The sequence below is a fragment of the Malonomonas rubra DSM 5091 genome, from assembly GCF_900142125.1.
Taxonomy (GTDB): Bacteria; Desulfobacterota; Desulfuromonadia; order Desulfuromonadales; family Geopsychrobacteraceae; genus Malonomonas; species Malonomonas rubra.
The window spans coordinates 1-16303 of record NZ_FQZT01000018.1; the positions used below are offsets into that span (position 1 = coordinate 1).

A 16303-nucleotide genomic window follows, 5' to 3' on the forward strand; every position below is an offset into this window, starting at 1 on the left:
CCGGCATACTGGTTATCAAACAAGCCTGAAAGTGCGCAAGCGAGTCGAGGAGATCTTCGGCTGGATCAAGACGGCAGGCTTGCTCCGTAAAACCCGCCACCGGGGCCTTGATCGCGTTGAGTCTACCTTTACCCTGGCAGCGGCAGCCTACAATCTGGTCAGGATGCGCACCCTGATTTGGGGATTGTGACGAAAAGGGAGTCGATCACGCCGATTGCATCGCGATAAATCGCGAAAACGGTTCCAATGGCGCTTGAAAATGGTCAGAACTAACGAAACATAGATTGTCAAAGAGCAAAAAATTCTTCTCGGGAGGATAGAGGCCAACTCCCGGCTAGTTTTTCAACGGCCTGCTAAAAATCCCAATCGGGGCTTTGATAGTCTATATTCTTAAAAGATAGAACAATACAACCAAATTTAAAGCCTTGAGATTGTCACAAATAGATTTTCGGAGCAGAAAAAATGTTTTGGGACTACTTATCTCTTGTCAGGGAAATACGCTGGGATGATTCCCTCGACATCGGTCTTGCAACCCTGTTTCTTGCCCTTGGGTTCCATGTGCTTAGGTCTGCTCGGACTCGTGCCGCATCGGCAGGTGCCATCTTTTTTGCTGCCGTTTATTTTCTGGCAAGGCAGCTCGACTTACAACTTACCACCTGGCTACTGCAAGGGATTGCAGCCGTTCTTGTGCTTTTGCTCATTGTTATTTTTCAGCCGGAAATTCGACGTTTTTTAGAGCAATTCCCGTCAGTATTATTTTTTCACCGATTGCGACAAGAAAAGGTTTCTCCGGGCTTCGCTCAAGAGCTGGCCGAGACTTTAAAGCAATTGTCTGCTGAAAGCAGAGGGGCCCTGATTGTTCTTACCGGCCGCGACATACTGGACTCTCACTTAAGCGGGGGAATAAAAATCGATGGTTTGCTCAGCAAAGCCTTGCTTTTGAGCATCTTTGATCCGAATTCACCTGGCCATGACGGTGGATTAGTCGTCAAAGACAATCGTGCTCTAAGCTTTGGAGTCAGGTTGCCGCTATCAGACCAACTTGAGAAACTCCATGATCGAGGCACTCGTCACGCCGCCGCACTGGGTCTTGCTGAACGCACTGATGCCATGGTTTTAGTTGTCTCTGAAGAAACATCACGCCTTTCTATCGCTTACCAGGGTGATTTGCAGGTTTTTACAAACTTTGAGCTTTTGGTCAAAAAAATTGATCAGTTTTTAAGGCAGAACAGTGGCGAGAAAAGCCACGGTGAAGAGCGTCAAAGCTGGCTACGCTGGTACGGGAAAGATCTGAGTTTGGCGCTATTTTGCTCTTTGGTTCTCTGGTTGGTGCTGGTTCCTGCTGCCGTCGTTGAAAACATCACCTATCAGGTTCCGATTGTTGTGCAGAACATTCCAGACGGTTTTGTTTTTCGTAAGGTTGAACCACACGAGGTGGCGGTAACCTTGACAGGGCAACGTCGAGACCTGTTCCAACTCGACAGCAAGAAGTTTGAAATCCGTCTCGATGCAACACTCTCCCGGTTCGGGCGCAAGACTTTTCCGATTACCCAGGCGCACCTTTTGCTCCCGCCCGAAATCGAAATTAACCAGATTCGGCCTGCCGATGTGAAAGTGAGCGTAGACAAGGTAAAATAGACCGTCCTTGTTGGAGGTGGGAATTATGGATTTTGAAGATTTCGCCAAAAGTTTAGCCGAGCTGAAACGCCCTTTTGAAAGTTTTTTACGGCGTCAGGCTTCCGGTGGTATCGTCTTGCTGCTAGCGACCTTTCTGGCTCTGATATGTGCCAACACGCCGCTGCGTGAAAGCTATCATCATCTCTGGGAAACCAAGATCAGCCTTGGTGCTGACAGTTGGGGGATCAAGCAGTCTCTCCATCATTGGATCAACGATGGTCTGATGGCAATCTTCTTTTTCGTCGTCGGCTTGGAGCTCAAGCGTGAATTCCTCGCTGGCGAGCTGACATCGGTGCGTAAGGCAACCTTGCCAGTGCTCGCTGCGGTCGGCGGGATGCTGGTCCCAGCGGCGATTTATCTTTTTTTGGTCCCAGGGCTGCCGGAGGCGAAGGGGTGGGGTGTGCCGATGGCGACCGATATAGCCTTCGCCCTTGGTGTGATTGCTCTGCTCGGAAAACGGATTCCGAGAAGCTTGGCGATCTTTCTCACCGCGCTGGCAATTGTTGATGATCTTGGCGCAGTGATTATCATCGCCCTGTTCTACAGTGAGAACATTTCCGTCGTCTGCCTGTTGATTGCAGGCGGACTCTGGGCGGTTTTGTTTGCCGGCAACCGGGTGAAAATTCAACACCCGGTATTTTATGCTCTGCTTGGTCTTGGATTGTGGCTGGCAATGCTCAAATCGGGCATTCATCCTTCGATTGCGGGTGTCATGATCGGAGCCACGATTCCGGTTCATCCGCGTTACTCACGTGAACTGTTTCTGGAGAAGGCTGAACATCTGCTTGTTCTCTATCGTAAATTACGAAAAACAGAAGGCCCTTTCGTTCACGAGCGTAAGATTGGGACTCTGCTGGCATTGGAATCTCTCTGTCATGATTCCCTGAGTCCGCTGCAGCGCATGGAGCACGAGATGCATCGCTGGGTGATCTTCGGTATCATGCCGCTGTTCGCCTTTGCTAACGCCGGTGTTTCTCTGAGCTGGAACGAGTTGCAACTTTCTTTCACGCAGCCGGTCACCTTCGGCATCATTGCCGGACTTTTCATCGGTAAACCGCTCGGCATCATTTTGTTCTCACGCCTCGCTGTCGCCTTGAAGCTTGCTGAACTTCCGCAGGGTGCCAGTTGGCTAACTCTGCTCGGTGTTGGTACGCTCGGTGGGATCGGTTTCACCATGTCAATCTTTATCACCAATCTGGCCTTTTATCGTCCGGAACTGATCTCTCAAGCTAAGGTCGGTATTTTCATCGCTTCCTTGCTGGCCGGAATATCGGGCTACTTGTTGCTGGCGCGTTTTGCGCAGGAAAAAACAGGTGTGTAAAAGTAGCAGCTTGCGACGTCATTGCAGCAAGAATTGCAGCAACGTCGATCAGTCCGAGGGTGGTGAAAAAAGTTGTAAAAGCAACAATCGTGGTTTCCAGCATCATTATGCTTCACTTAGTTCTTTCTGGTTTATTGATGGCAACACTAAATGAGTCCTCAACTCCCCTTAAAGCCTCTGAACAAAATAGTGACTATCCTCTGTAGCCAGGGGTTGCTCATTTTCTTCATCATCCAGATTTCTGCTACCCGCTTGTTGAGTAGCGCAACCGTTGGGAACGAGTGCTGCATCAGCATGATATCGTGCAGCCTGATTTTTTTGTGCATGGCCAAAATATATTCGTGGATAATTTCGCCGGCTGCTTCGCCAATAACGGTCGCACCATAGATCTTACCGAACGGACTGACTAGAACCTTGACGAAACCGACGGTTTTTCCGTCGGTTATCGTTCGGCCGTAGTCAGCATAATTGGCCTTGATTGCTTCATATTTGATACCGTCTTTCTGCAATTCTTTTTCGGTTTTGCCAACCTGGGCAACTTCTGGTTCGGTAAAAACCGACCAGGGTACGAGGTACTGGTCATATTTGAACTTGAAGGGACGTAAAAATGGCATGATCGAACTCATAAGGGACAGCATGCCCTGATGCATGGCGGCGTGGCTGAGCAAGGCTTTGCCGTTACAATCTCCGACGGCCCAGATGCCGGGGACATTGGTCCGACCATAGTCATCGACATCAATCCCTTTCTTGCTGTACTTGATTCCCGCGTTGTCCAATTCAAGTCCACTGATGCTCGGTTTACGGCCGGCTGCAACCAGCAGTTTCTCACAACTGAATTTTCCTGCCGAGGTCTCCAGATTGATTGAGCCATTTTTCTCTGCGACCTTACTGATGCTGGTAGCGTTATGAATTTCGACACCACAGTTGGCCAGCTCTTCCTCCAGCAGATGAGCCGCTTCGGTATCGGCCATCGGTAAAAGGTGCTCATCCATGTGTGCCAACACCACTTTTGTACCAAGGCGAGCGAAGGCCTGAGCCATCTCACAGCCGATTGCACCACCACCGATAATAAAAAGGGAGCTGGGCACCTCCTCCAACTCGAACAGGTTTTCGTTAGTCAAAGTGGGAACCTGATCGAGCCCGGGAATCGGCGGGATAAAGGGTTTGGTGCCGGTGGCTATGTAGATCTGATTTGCTCTGTAATGTTCGCCGGCAACCTGGATGGTTTTGGAATCGACAAAGGTTGCCGGTCCTTTGTTCAGGAGCAGTTCGACTTTATCGAACATACCAGCGGTTTTTTTCTCGTTGATGTATTTCAGCTGGTCTTGGACTTTTTCAAAGGGTTTTTGCGGTAACGGCAGATCGATCTCTTCCAGCGCATATTTTTTCAACTCGGCAATAGTGCGCCGCACCGAGGCGATCTTCAACAAAGATTTACTCGGAATGCAGCCCGAATTGAGGCATTCACCACCGAGCTTGTCCTTTTCGATGCCGAGCACATTCAGGCCCATATTTGAGCCCATCACCGCCAATGCCATGCCAGCCGGCCCGAGGCCGATAACAATCATATCGTAGTTTTTTTTCATGGATGTTCTCCTAGTAGATTCAATAATTTGTTCATCTGTGCAGAGCGTGATTTCGACTGAAGTTCAATCTTTTCTAAAGTTGATCCGTTCAGCGAAACGATTCATTGTTGACAAATTGGGTGGGGGCAAAAACTGAATGCTTGGCAGAAACAGTCCTCCGGTTCCACTCAACAGGAGGTTTTTTCTTTCGTTGATAAAGTTTATTCATTATCGTTCAACTTGGCCAGACGTCGACAAAGGGTCAAAACATCCGCTTCGTGCTCCAACTTTTCCTGGCGGAGTTGTTGTCTCAGTTCGTTGAGCTGACTTTCGAGTTGCTGGATTCTTTCCCGATAGCGGAGCACGAAATCTATAGCTTCTAGATTGAGGCCCATATCTTGGTGCAGGTGGCGAATGAGCTTAATTTTGCTGATATCCTCAGAGGTTAACCCTTTTGCACCATGTAACATGGTGTGTGCTGTGACTAGATCCTCGTGTTCACATCGATGGATGAATTCCTCTGACACCCGCGCCATACGGGCAACAAGCCGATATTCGAAATGAACTTTCTGGTTGTCGCTATCAACGGAAATTGGGTATTTTTTCATGCTTTTCTCCTTAACCCTGCGCAGGCAAGAACGAGCATTACACAAGCAGCATGCCTAACGGATCGATTTCCACTTTTCGATCAAAGACTTTTCTTCGGTGGTCAGTTTTTCAGGAAGCTTTACGTCCACAGCTACGTAAAGATCGCCGCGTTGGTCTGGTTGCTTGATTTTAGGCATGCCCAGACCATTTAGACGAAAGACCCGGCCATTTTTTGTTTCCGGCGGAATCGTCAGGTTCACCTTGCGGTCAATGCCAGGCACAGAGATTTTGCCGCCAAGCAACATTGTAAACAGGTCAGCAGACACCGAGGTTTTAAGATCGTCATTGTCTCGGAGAAAACGTTTATCCGGCGTCACTTCGATAGTCAGATAGAGATCCCCTGCCTGCCCACCGCTCGACCCGGCACCTCCTTGGCTTTTAAGACGTACCCGTGAGCCGGTTTTGACCCCGGGTGGTATCTTGACGTCAATTTTGCGGCCCCCCTCCCATTCCAGGACACGTTTAGTGCCATGAAAAGCCTCCTCCAACGTCACCTGAAGAGGGTGCTCAAAGTCTCCGCCTCGCCTCGGCTGTGGCTGATGATAAAATTTCTGTCCACCTTTTCCCGCATGAGGCTGTTGCCGATCAGCCCCACCGAAGAGGTTGGTGAAAAAATCCGAAAACCCACCACCAGAGCCGAATAACTCCTCAAATTCCTCGGGATCAAGCGTTCGATAACTGTAGTTCTGCGGTCCATCGGAAGTACTGGCACCCCAGTTGAAGTCCTCAGCTGTCCCACCGCTTTGTCGATACTGGCGCCATTGCGAACCGAGGAGATCATATTGTTTGCGTTTTTCAGGATCCGAGAGCACTTCGTTCGCTTCGTTAACGTCCTGAAATTTCGCAGCAGCAGTGCTGTCTGCTGGGTTGACGTCGGGATGGTATTTTCGAGCCAACTTTCGGTAGGCTTTCTTGATCTCCTTTTCGTCAGCCTGACGATCAACTCCCAGAATTTTGTAATAGTCTTTGAAATCCATAGTGTCACCTATAGCATTATCAATTTATCTATCAACGAGAGGAAATAATCACTTTCGCAGGGCGCAACAATTTACCGTTGATGAGATAGCCTTTCTGCTCCACTCGAACCACGGTATTAGGTGGAATGCCGGGGTACTGGACCATACCGAGGCTCTCGTGCAGGTTGGGATCAAAGGGCTGAGCCAGAGCTTCCAATTCTTCGACATCATGCTTCCTGAAAATTTGCTGTAAAAGATCTCGATTCATCTTGAGGCCCTGCAGGATATTCCGGCTATCTTCTTCGACAGAGACATGCATCAAAGCGAGATCGAGGCCATCCGCGACAGGCAAGAAGTCTTTCAACAGGGCTTCTTTGTTTGCTTGAACCTCCTGGGTAGAGGTTCGAGACAGCCGTGCTTTAGTGTTTTCCAGGTCGGCAAGGAGGCGCAGATACCTTTCCTTCCAATTTACGCCATCCAGCGCTTGCTCGGTATCTGTTGGGCTCTTACTATCACGCGAAGGAGTGAGATTAATTTTTTCTCCTGTATCCATTTAATGTAGCCTTCTATAAAGCAATAAAAAAACTGACCGCCTAGTCTTGAGCTTTCTTTATCTGTTCAGAAATGGGAATGATCCGAGCTGGGGAGCACAAACAGTGATAGTTTATCTGAGGGTTACTGTTGATACCTTGCTGGACGAAACAACGAGGTTTTTCTTTGCCTCCCACATTATAACCAGAGCGGTACCCTTCACTTTTTATGTTTGCTGCACAGACAAAAAAACCATGACCGTCCGTTATGTGTGAGTCGCTTTTTACCGGCATCAAGCCTATATCTGAACAGGCTTCCGCACAGTGTTTGTTTTTTGTTGCGACCCACTTAGGGGAACTTGTGGTCAACTCAGAGGCAAACAGAGGACCTGTGGAAAAAATTAACGAAAGCATGAAGGCCGTGAGAAAAGACAAACGCAACATTGTGGTTCTCCTTTTATAATTTAGACACTGAATTAGCGGAAAAACTCTGTCAGTTACGGGGTAAATGAATTTTTCCAACAGCAAACTCAATTGATCCTTGTAGGCTTTCTCCCTTTTACCGGCCAGGGCCGCTAAGGTTATTTCTGTAATGCCTTGATTCGTTCATCAAGCGGTGGATGGGTCATGAATAAACGTTTCAGCCCTTGTCCCCGGCTGCCAGAAATCCCAAAGGCCGCCATCTGGTCCGGCAAATGGGCTTCAGGGGCATTGCGCTTTAGTTTCTCCAGCGCGGCAATCATTTTGCTTCGACTAGCCAAAGCCGCTCCACCGGCATCGGCCCTGAATTCTCGCTGGCGGCTGAACCAGAAAACGATAATGCTGGCCAGGATGCCGAAAATGATCTGGGCAACGATCGAGGTGAGAATAAACGCCGGGCCATGGCCACGCTCGGTTTTGAAAACCAGCCGGTCGACCAGATGTCCAACGACTCTCGAAGCGACGATAACAAAGGTGTTGACGACTCCTTGAACAAGGGCCAGGGTCACCATGTCGCCATTCGCCACATGACTCACCTCGTGGGCCAGCACCGCTTCCGCTTCATCGCGATTCATACTGCGCAACAGACCGGTGCTGACCGCGACCAGGGCATTATTACGCCGCATGCCGGTGGCAAATGCATTGATATCAGAAGCATCGTAAATGGCGACTTCCGGCATGCCGATCCCAGCCATTTCAGCCTGCCGAGTGACCACCTGAACCAGCCAGGCTTCCGCATCGGTGCGAGGCGATTCGATAACCTGAGCGCCGGTCATGCGCTTGGCTGTCCATTTCGAGATGGCCAGGGAAATAAAGGCGCCGCCAAACCCGAACAGTGACGCGAAAACCAGCAGACCGGCAATATCGATGTTGACCTGCTGTTCATCGAGCATCTGGCCGACACCGAGCAGGTTCATGACGATGCCAAGGACAAGGACAATGGCTAGGTTGGTGGCAATAAACAGGACGATTCGTTTCATTTTGTAGCCCTTTAAATTACGATCAAACAAGCAACTCACGAAATATTGTTGATATGGATAGTGTCCCTTCGCGTGATACCTTGTTTTCTCAATATCTAAACCCAGTGAACCCGTCTAAAAATCATCACTTGACCGATTACGATGATCAACAGCAGGAGGCAGACAAAAATAAAGGCGAACGGATTTTCGCTGCCGGGAATGCCGCCGACGTTGATGCCCAGCAAGCCCGTAATCAACCCCAGTGGGAGGAAGATCGCGGTGATAATCGACAGAATGTAGAGGGTTTTGTTCATCTGTGCACCAATCCGGTTCTCCAACTCTTCCTGGCAGACGGCGGCGCGGTCTTTGGCTGAATCCAGATCTTCGACATAGCGCGTGATATGATCCGCGACTTCACGCAATTTGATACGGTCCATATCCGAAAGCAGTGATGTCTTCTCTGTCTGCAGCCGGGTCATCACCTCGCGTTGCGGTGCCAGGTAACGACGGATCCTGATGATCTTACGGCGTAAACTGCTGAGCTTGCTGCGCTGTTCGAATGTACCCTGTTCCAGAACCTCGTCCTCCAACGCATCGACCTCATCGTCGATCTGCTCCAGAACATCGCCGATTCGGTAAGCGAGCCCTCGGGTCAGGAGAAAAAGAAAATCTCCGGCATCAGTCGGCCCATCTCCCTCCAAAACACTTTTGCGGATATCGTCAACTGCCATCACTTTGCGATGCCGGATCGAGATGATCCGTTGCGGCTCCAGCCAGACCCGCAGCGAAATCATGTCATCGGGGTCTGCTCCCGGATTCAGGTTGACACCGCGTAGTATCACCAGCATGCCGCAAGGGTAGGAAATACAGCGTGGCCGGGTATCTTCCGCCAGCAGAGCCTCCAGAACAATCGGTTCAAGGCCGCTCTCTTCTTCCAACCACTGGTGGGTTTCATCGACTTTGTAGTCAAGGTGCATCCAGAGGGTTCCCTGGCCTGCTGAGCAGTTTCTGACCTCTGGCCAGTCGAATATCTTCCCGCCTCCTTTGCCGTCAAATAAAAATGCTGCAATCAATGATGATTCCATAACCTATGCCCCCTAATAAATATTGCCGCTTTACTCCTTAGAAGGAGTTGCAAAAACAGCCACCAAGATGCTTTTCAAAAAAGGACGAAAAAGTAGCCGAAACTTTAATTTCAATCTCAATCGGCTAAACTCTAATTTTACCCGGAATACTTCAGAAAGCCGGAATTTTTAAATATTTTTTGTGCTTTATCAGGAGGTCATATGAATTCAGGGAAGAAGGCTGGCCCCTTTCCGTCGGCTAAGCAAGACGCGACGGCCGCTGAACACTACGTCATAAGTCCGCAAACCGAAGCGGCGGCCTACAAGCTCGCTTATCTCGATGCAGATTTTATGTTGAGTGATGAACTGCGCCCGGTGCGATTGCAGTTGGAACTGCTCAAGCCCGAGTTGCTGCAGCAGCAGGCCGGAATCGAGAACACTGTCGTTGTCTTCGGCAGTGCCCGGATTCCCGAACCGGAGCAGGCTCAGGCTGCGCTGGCCAAAGCCCTGAAGGCAGCACAACAGCAACCGGGCGATCCAGAACTGGAACGGGCGCTGAACAAGGCGCAGAGGGCGGAGCAGAACTCCCGCTATTATGCGGAAGCGCGCAAATTCGCCCAAACTCTGGCCAATCGTGCTGGGCATAATGGCCAATCAGCCTGCGTTGTCATTACCGGTGGCGGTCCCGGCATCATGGAAGCGGCCAACCGTGGTGCCACTGAAGCCGGATCCAAGACGATCGGCCTAAATATCGTCCTGCCGATGGAGCAGGCCCCCAATCCTTACATTACCCCGGAACTTTGTTTCCAATTCCATTACTTCGCTATCCGAAAGATGCACTTTCTAATGCGCGCTAAGGCGCTGATCGCTTTCCCCGGTGGCTTCGGCACCCTCGATGAATTGTTCGAGGCACTGACCCTGATCCAGACCAAAAAAATCGAACAAATTCCAGTGCTACTATTCGGGCGCGACTACTGGGAGCGGGTGATCAATTTTCAGGCTTTGGTTGAAGAGGGAATGATCTCGGCAAGTGATCTGCTGTTATTCCATTATGTGGAAACTGCCGAAGAGGCCTGTCAGAAGATCCTTGATTATTGCCAACGGCAGGCAGCTGCGAACAACCGTCAATAAGCTGTTTCCGTAGAGGGGGCGTACAACGATGACAATGCTGGTCTGGGGAGGATTCCTCCTGTTTATTGGGTTGCTGGTCGCTCTTGATCTGGGCGTTTTCCATCGCAAGTCGGAAGAAATAAAAGTTGCCGAGGCGTTGATCTGGACCCTGATCTGGATCTGTGTTGCGCTGGTTTTCAACCTGTTTATCTACTTGCTCTACGGTCAGAACTGGGGCGGCTGGGCCGACATAACCACCGAACATCTGTCGGGCGGGAAGGCAGCGCTGCAGTTTTTTACCGGCTACCTGGTCGAAAAATCATTGTCGATCGACAATATCTTCGTCATCGCGATGATTTTCAGTTACCTCAAGGTGCCGCTGTCCGAGCAGCACCGAGTTCTATTCTGGGGGATTCTCGGCGCAGTGGTCATGCGCGGGGTGATGATTCTCGGCGGGGTTGCGCTGATCGACCGATACAGCTGGCTGATCTACGTCTTCGGCGTACTGCTGATACTCTCCGCGATCAAGATGATGGTGGTCCGTCACGACACCATCGATCCGGATAAAAACCTCTTTGTCCGGCTGGTCAAAAGGTTCTTGCCAGTCAGCGATAATTTTTCCGGCAACCGCTTTTTTATCGTCGAACAGGGGCGTCGGGTGGCAACTCCGCTTTTTCTGGCGTTGATCCTGGTCGAGTCGAGCGATGTCATGTTTGCGATCGACTCGATCCCGGCGATCATGGCGATCACTCGCGACCCGTTTTTGATCTTTACCTCCAACGTCTTTGCCATCCTTGGCTTGCGCTCGCTCTATTTCGCCCTGGCCGGGATGATGGAACGTTTCCGCTACCTGAAGATGAGCCTGGTTTTTCTGCTCGCCTTTATCGGGGTCAAGATGCTGCTCAGTCATCATCACCCGATCCCCAACCTGGTGTCATTGGCAATCATCGCCGGAATCCTCGCGGTCGGCATCGGCGCATCTCTGCTGGCCTCCCACCGAGACCCGGCAGCGCTGGCATCGCCCTTGGCTGAGGAGCTGGAGCACCTGGCGGAAATCAGCTATCAGCAGGCGAAACGGTTGACGATCCTGATTGTCGGTTCGACTTTGTTACTGGTCGGTATTGTCATGCTGGTTCTGCCCGGGCCGGGAACACTGGTTATCATTATCGGGCTGACGGTGCTGGCCGCCGAGTTCGCCTGGGCAAGGCTCTGGCTGCGGCGGGTCAAGCGGTCAATCAGCAGGCTGAAAGACAAACTGACGGAAAGATTTCATGATGAGTAAAGGCACACGTGCAATGATCAGGAGAACACAGTTCGCAATCGTTCTGCGTTGGTTGATGTTGTTGACGGCAGGTTTCTGTTGCCTGCCTTTCATTGCAAATGCCCAGGACCAGCTCTCAGTCATTTTGAGATTTCCCGCCGTACAGATCCTCCCTGGGGAGCCGCTGGAACTCAGAGCTTATTTCTACAACGAAAGCCCGGCTGTTTTTACCGGTTCGTTACCGGAAACTCTGGCAATGCGACTGCAGTCAGCGGACGCCGCTGCCACCCTGGTCACCGCGGTCGAGACAGAGGCAGGACCGCCGGTCAACATGGCTCCCGGTCAATTCAGCAGCAAAACCTACCGGCTGGTTGTTCCCACGGTGTTTGCGGGCACGGTCGAGGTTGTTCCGCTCGGGCATCCGGAATCCGCCGTTCTGCTCAACGCAGCTGAGCCAGAAAGGGTTGCAGCAAAAGCTAAGAAGGCTGCTGAAACTCCTTCGGCGGCACCGGGAAAGGAGCATTACCCGAGCCTGGAGAGCCTGTTCAGCCTCTACCAGCCGTATGTCGTCAACTTTTCCGCTTATGAACCGATGTATTTCCTTGTCGGCATGAACCCGGAAGACAGCAAATTCCAGATCAGTTTCAAGTATCGTCTGTTCAATCCCGCGGGTTCCCTTTCACAGGCATTTCCCTGGCTCCGTGGGTTGCACTTTGCCTACACCCAGACCTCATTCTGGGATTTGTCCTCAGATTCAGCCCCGTTCGAGGATACCAGCTATAAACCGGAACTGTTTCTTCTTTCATCTAACTGGAAAAACAGGCCAAAGTGGCTTAGAGGTCTGTTTTTCCAGACAGGTATCCAGCACGAATCGAACGGCCGGGGGGAACAATTTTCACGGAGCACCAACACCGTCTACATCAAACCAATCCTGGTCTTTTACGATGAAAAATCGGCGCTCGGTCTGCAGGTCAGCCCCAAACTGCTGACATATATCAATAACAACGATACGACCAACTCGGATTTAGCCGATTATCGCGGTTTCAGCGAACTGGAGATCAAATTTGGCAAAGCGAACGGTCTGGTGTCGACGACCCAGCTGCGCTTTGCAGAAAGAGGAACGTCACTGCAGACCGATCTGACTTACCCGATCTCTAAGATACTGAAAAATAACTTTGATATGTTCTTCCAGGTCCAGTACAGCAATTCCCTGGCTGAAAGTCTGATCAATTATCGACAGCGAAGTGAAACGCTGCGGCTCGGACTCTCTTTTGTCCGTTAGCGAATACTGCATTAAGCAGGCTGAGGTAGCACGTCATCATCCGGGAGTAATAATGTGAACGAAGCGGACCACACGCCCGAGGAGCCGGCGGTCAAAAAATTGGGGACCTTTGCGGGAGTTTTCACTCCGAGCATCCTGACGATTCTCGGCATCATCCTGTTTATGCGGCTGGGATACGTTGTTGGTACCGCCGGCCTGTGGCAGGCGCTGCTGATCCTGTTCATTGCCAACTCGATCTCTGTTTTGACCAGCATCTCTCTATCCGCCATCGCCACCAACCTGACGGTCAGGGGTGGCGGCGATTATTACCTGATTTCGCGGACCCTCGGTCTTGAATTCGGTGGAGCCCTCGGGCTGGTGCTGTTTCTCGCCCAATCGGTATCGATCGGTTTTTATTGCATCGGCTTCGGCGAAGTGGTCGCCGGGCTGTTCGGGGCGTCACACATCGTGGCGCAGCTGATCGCCCTGCTTGCGATACTCGCGCTTTTTGTGCTGGCCTGGAAGGGTGCGGACTGGGCAACCCGTTTCCAGTACTTGGTCATGACCATCCTGGTTCTGGCGCTGATCTCGTTTTTTCTCGGTGGGCTGCTGAACTGGAATGGCCAGTTGCTTACCGAGAACTGGTCGACGGCCGCAGGCAGCCCTGGTTTCTGGGTGGTTTTTGCGGTCTTTTTCCCGGCCGTCACCGGTTTTACCCAGGGGGTCAGCATGTCCGGCGATCTGGAGAATCCCGTCAAAAGCTTGCCGCTGGGCACCTTCCTGGCGGTCGGCGTTTCGATTCTGGTCTACCTTGCCGCCGCGGTGATTTTTGCCGGCAACCTGCAGCAGGATATTCTGATCAACGATTATCAGGCCATGAACCGGGTCGCGTTCGTTTCTCTGCTGATCACCGCCGGGGTGTTTGCCGCGACTCTCTCTTCCGCGATGGCCTCGTTTCTTGGCGCGCCACGCATCCTGCAGTCGCTGGCCAGTGACAAAATCTTCCCGATTCTGAATCTCTTCGCCAAAGGCGCAGGTGAGAGCAACAACCCGCAACGTGCGGTTCTGCTGGCGGGTCTGATCGCCATCGGCACTGTCGCCATGGGCGATCTAAACTTGATTGCTGGGATCGTGGCGATGTTTTTCCTGATTTCATACGGGTTGCTCAATTACGCGACCTATTACGAGGCGCGGGCCGCCAGTCCCTCGTTCCGTCCCCGGTTCAGATGGTTTCATCAGTATGCCAGCCTGGCCGGTGCCTTGATCTGTCTGGCGGTGATGCTGGCGATCGACTGGAAGTCGGGAGCGTTGGCCGTCGCGGTTTTGTTCATCCTCTACCAGTACTTGCAGCAGACCGTTCCGCAAAGTCGCTGGGCCGATAGCCGTCGCTCCTATTATCTTCAACAGATTCGGGAAAACCTGCTGAAAGTATCCAGTGAACCCGAACACCAACGCGACTGGCGGCCACAGATCCTTGCCTATACCGACAGCAGCGAGCGCCGGCAGCGGCTGCTGCAATTTTCCAGCTGGTTGGTTGGCAAGAGCGGACTTACTACGCTGGTCCGAGTCCTTGAAGGTCGCGGCGCACAGCTGAAGCGGAAAAAGCTTGAAGCCGAGAACGAACTCTATAAGGATATCGCCGACAGCGGCTTCCCGGCCTTTCCTCTGGTGATCACGACCTCGGCTTTTGAAGTGGGCAATCCGGTGCTGCTGCAGGCCTTCGGCATCGGCCCGGTGAGAGCCAACACGCTGCTGCTGAATAATCGAGAGCTTTCGACGCAGCGTTTTTTCAGCGAAGAACCGAGCGATTTCGGCCGCAATTTGCGGGCTGCGTTGCGGCTTGGTTTCAATCTGGTGGTGCTGGACGGCACAGATGAAGAATGGGCTATTCTTGATAATTTGCCCGCCGAAGACCGCCGTATTGATCTTTACTACCAGCCCGGCAACAGTGGTGCGCTGATGTTGTTGTTCGGCTACCTGCTGACCCGCTCCGAATATTGGCGGCACGCGGAACTGCGTGTCCTGATGGCGGCCCAAGATGATGACAGGCAAGCAACCCAGGAATCTTTGAATCAAGAGTTGGAGCAGGCTCGAATCGAGGCGGAAACAACGATTGTCGAAAACTGCCAGCAACAGACGCTTGTCGAATATTCGGCCGATGCCGGCCTGGTTCTGCTGCCGCTTTCGCTTAAGAACGGTCAGATCGTCGATAGTGACGGTGAAAGGATAGAGCCTTTGTTAGAGAACCTGCCACTGGTTGCGTTGGTGGTCGCGGCACAGGAGATCGACCTGGACGCCGAGCCGGAGGAAGGGGTGGCCGGGATTTTGGCCGAGGCCGAAGATGCCCTTGCCGGGGCGCAAACACGCCTGTTGCAGGCAGAAAAAGAAATTCAGGAGCAAAACCAGTTGATCGAAAGCAGCCTGCAGAAAATGCTCACGGCTCAGGAACAGGGTGACAGCGAATCCCTGACGAATATTCAGGCGGACCTGAAGCTGCTGAGAGCGCAGCTCGACAAGGCAACCCGGCTTTCAGCGAAAGCAGAGGCCAAGGTCGAGAATGAAAAACTGCGGCTTGAAAAGCTGCGCGAAGAACACCGACTGGTTATGCCCCATTCTAAAGAAAAAGAGGATTAAACAGTTGAGAGGAACAGGGAGTATGGCAACACCTGACAATATTATGCAGACCGCTAACTGGTGGGGAGGCTTTCAGTTGGCGGTTAATGATTCGTTGAGCTGGTCGATCGGCCACTTCTCTTTGCAGATTCTGCGCCGGGAGAAAGAATGGGTTGTCTGGCACAACAAAACGACCGATCCTGTTAGTAACGATGATTCATGGCGGGTTGAAGCCAGCCAGGAGCTAAATCTGGAAGAGGGGGAAGTGCAGCGGCATATTTTCAGCAGTACCGAAAACCAGTTCTCGGTTTATCCCAAACTGGCTGATCGACCGGTGATCGTCAAAACGGCTAAACCACTTCACATTCAGACAAAACAGCAGATCGATATCTACGTCAGCAGCCCGCTCTGGTTCACGGTGACCGCCCACAAAAGCAGGATCGATTTGCAGGAGGTGCCGATCGTCCGTCCGTCCGATACCTGGTTCGGTCCATCCACTCTGTCCGGTGAACTCTGTTACGCGAGCACCACCCAGGGCCGTCTATATTTAAGCGATCTGCCTCAACGTCCCCACCGGGCCATATCCCCGGTCAGAATCAAAAATCAGGCGGAGAAGCCACTGCTGTTGACCCAATTCAGCCTGCCGACTCCCTACCTGTCATTGTTTGACACAGAAGATGGAGGTTTATGGACCGAAGCGGTCACGTTGTTGAATGACGACGACACCGACATGGCCAAGGTCTCTTTTTCCGAGAGTCCACCTGCTCCTTACGCTAAGGCGAAGAAGATTACCAAGGCCCGGGAGAAAAAGGACCGTAACATGTTGCTGAATACCTTTAGCACTCTGTTCAGCTAATC

15 protein-coding genes are annotated in these 16303 nt (G+C 51.8%); 8 read left to right on the forward strand and 7 right to left on the reverse strand.

Translation table 11 applies throughout. The annotated features are described in order from the left end of the window. The 3 genes from BUB13_RS16130 to nhaA all read left to right on the forward strand — a co-directional run. The coding region (locus tag BUB13_RS16130; protein WP_139249292.1) for a transposase at positions 1-190 on the forward strand (190 nt) is incomplete at its 5' end. 272 nt (positions 191-462) lie between these two features. Further along, a complete protein-coding gene (locus tag BUB13_RS16135) occupies positions 463-1638 on the forward strand; it encodes a diadenylate cyclase (RefSeq protein ID WP_072909802.1) in 1176 nt (391 codons plus the stop codon). A 25-nt stretch (positions 1639-1663) separates the two neighbouring features. Beyond that, a complete protein-coding gene (gene nhaA, locus BUB13_RS16140; RefSeq protein ID WP_072909803.1) occupies positions 1664-2998 on the forward strand; it encodes a Na+/H+ antiporter NhaA in 1335 nt (444 codons plus the stop codon). 158 nt (positions 2999-3156) lie between these two features. Here nhaA and BUB13_RS16145 read toward each other — a convergent pair whose 3' ends face one another. The 7 genes from BUB13_RS16145 to BUB13_RS16175 form a co-directional block, all read right to left on the reverse strand. Then, positions 3157-4584: a dihydrolipoyl dehydrogenase family protein gene (locus tag BUB13_RS16145; RefSeq protein ID WP_072909804.1), complete on the reverse strand. Its 1428-nt coding sequence runs from the start codon at positions 4582-4584 to the stop codon at positions 3157-3159. 200 nt (positions 4585-4784) lie between these two features. Next, a complete protein-coding gene (locus tag BUB13_RS16150) occupies positions 4785-5171 on the reverse strand; it encodes a chaperone modulator CbpM (protein ID WP_072909805.1) in 387 nt (128 codons plus the stop codon). Positions 5172-5225: 54 nt separating this feature from the next. Beyond that, complete coding sequence (locus tag BUB13_RS16155; RefSeq protein WP_072909806.1) at positions 5226-6188, reverse strand: DnaJ C-terminal domain-containing protein; 963 nt, start codon at positions 6186-6188, stop codon at positions 5226-5228. A 31-nt stretch (positions 6189-6219) separates the two neighbouring features. Continuing rightward, positions 6220-6720, reverse strand: coding sequence for a nucleotide exchange factor GrpE (locus BUB13_RS16160; RefSeq protein WP_072909807.1), 501 nt, complete (start codon positions 6718-6720; stop codon positions 6220-6222). 40 nt (positions 6721-6760) lie between these two features. After that, positions 6761-7141 (reverse strand): hypothetical protein, encoded by a 381-nt coding sequence (locus tag BUB13_RS16165; RefSeq protein WP_072909808.1) that lies wholly within the window; start codon positions 7139-7141, stop codon positions 6761-6763. Positions 7142-7278: 137 nt separating this feature from the next. Next, positions 7279-8157 (reverse strand): protease HtpX, encoded by an 879-nt coding sequence (gene htpX, locus BUB13_RS16170; RefSeq protein ID WP_072909809.1) that lies wholly within the window; start codon positions 8155-8157, stop codon positions 7279-7281. A gap of 95 nt (positions 8158-8252) precedes the next feature. Beyond that, on the reverse strand, positions 8253-9221 hold the full coding sequence (locus BUB13_RS16175) for a zinc transporter ZntB (RefSeq protein ID WP_072909810.1): 969 nt from the start codon (positions 9219-9221) through the stop codon (positions 8253-8255). A gap of 201 nt (positions 9222-9422) precedes the next feature. On the opposite strand from BUB13_RS16175, the gene BUB13_RS16180 reads away from it, so the two are divergent. The 5 genes from BUB13_RS16180 to BUB13_RS16200 are packed head-to-tail and all read left to right on the forward strand — an operon-like array spanning position 9423 to position 16301. Further along, on the forward strand, positions 9423-10331 hold the full coding sequence (locus tag BUB13_RS16180; protein WP_072909811.1) for an LOG family protein: 909 nt from the start codon (positions 9423-9425) through the stop codon (positions 10329-10331). A gap of 28 nt (positions 10332-10359) precedes the next feature. Continuing rightward, entirely contained in the window at positions 10360-11592 is a 1233-nt protein-coding gene (locus BUB13_RS16185; protein ID WP_072909812.1) for a TerC/Alx family metal homeostasis membrane protein, read from the forward strand. Further along, positions 11585-12853 carry a phospholipase A gene (locus BUB13_RS16190; RefSeq protein ID WP_161947662.1) on the forward strand — a complete coding sequence of 423 codons (1269 nt, stop codon included), beginning with the start codon at positions 11585-11587 and terminating at the stop codon, positions 12851-12853. Before BUB13_RS16185 ends, BUB13_RS16190 begins: the two co-directional genes overlap by 8 nt. 54 nt (positions 12854-12907) lie before the next feature. Next, a complete protein-coding gene (locus BUB13_RS16195) occupies positions 12908-15466 on the forward strand; it encodes an amino acid permease (RefSeq protein WP_072909814.1) in 2559 nt (852 codons plus the stop codon). A gap of 22 nt (positions 15467-15488) precedes the next feature. Beyond that, complete coding sequence (locus BUB13_RS16200; protein WP_072909815.1) at positions 15489-16301, forward strand: hypothetical protein; 813 nt, start codon at positions 15489-15491, stop codon at positions 16299-16301. The last annotated feature ends 2 nt before the right edge of the window (positions 16302-16303 follow it).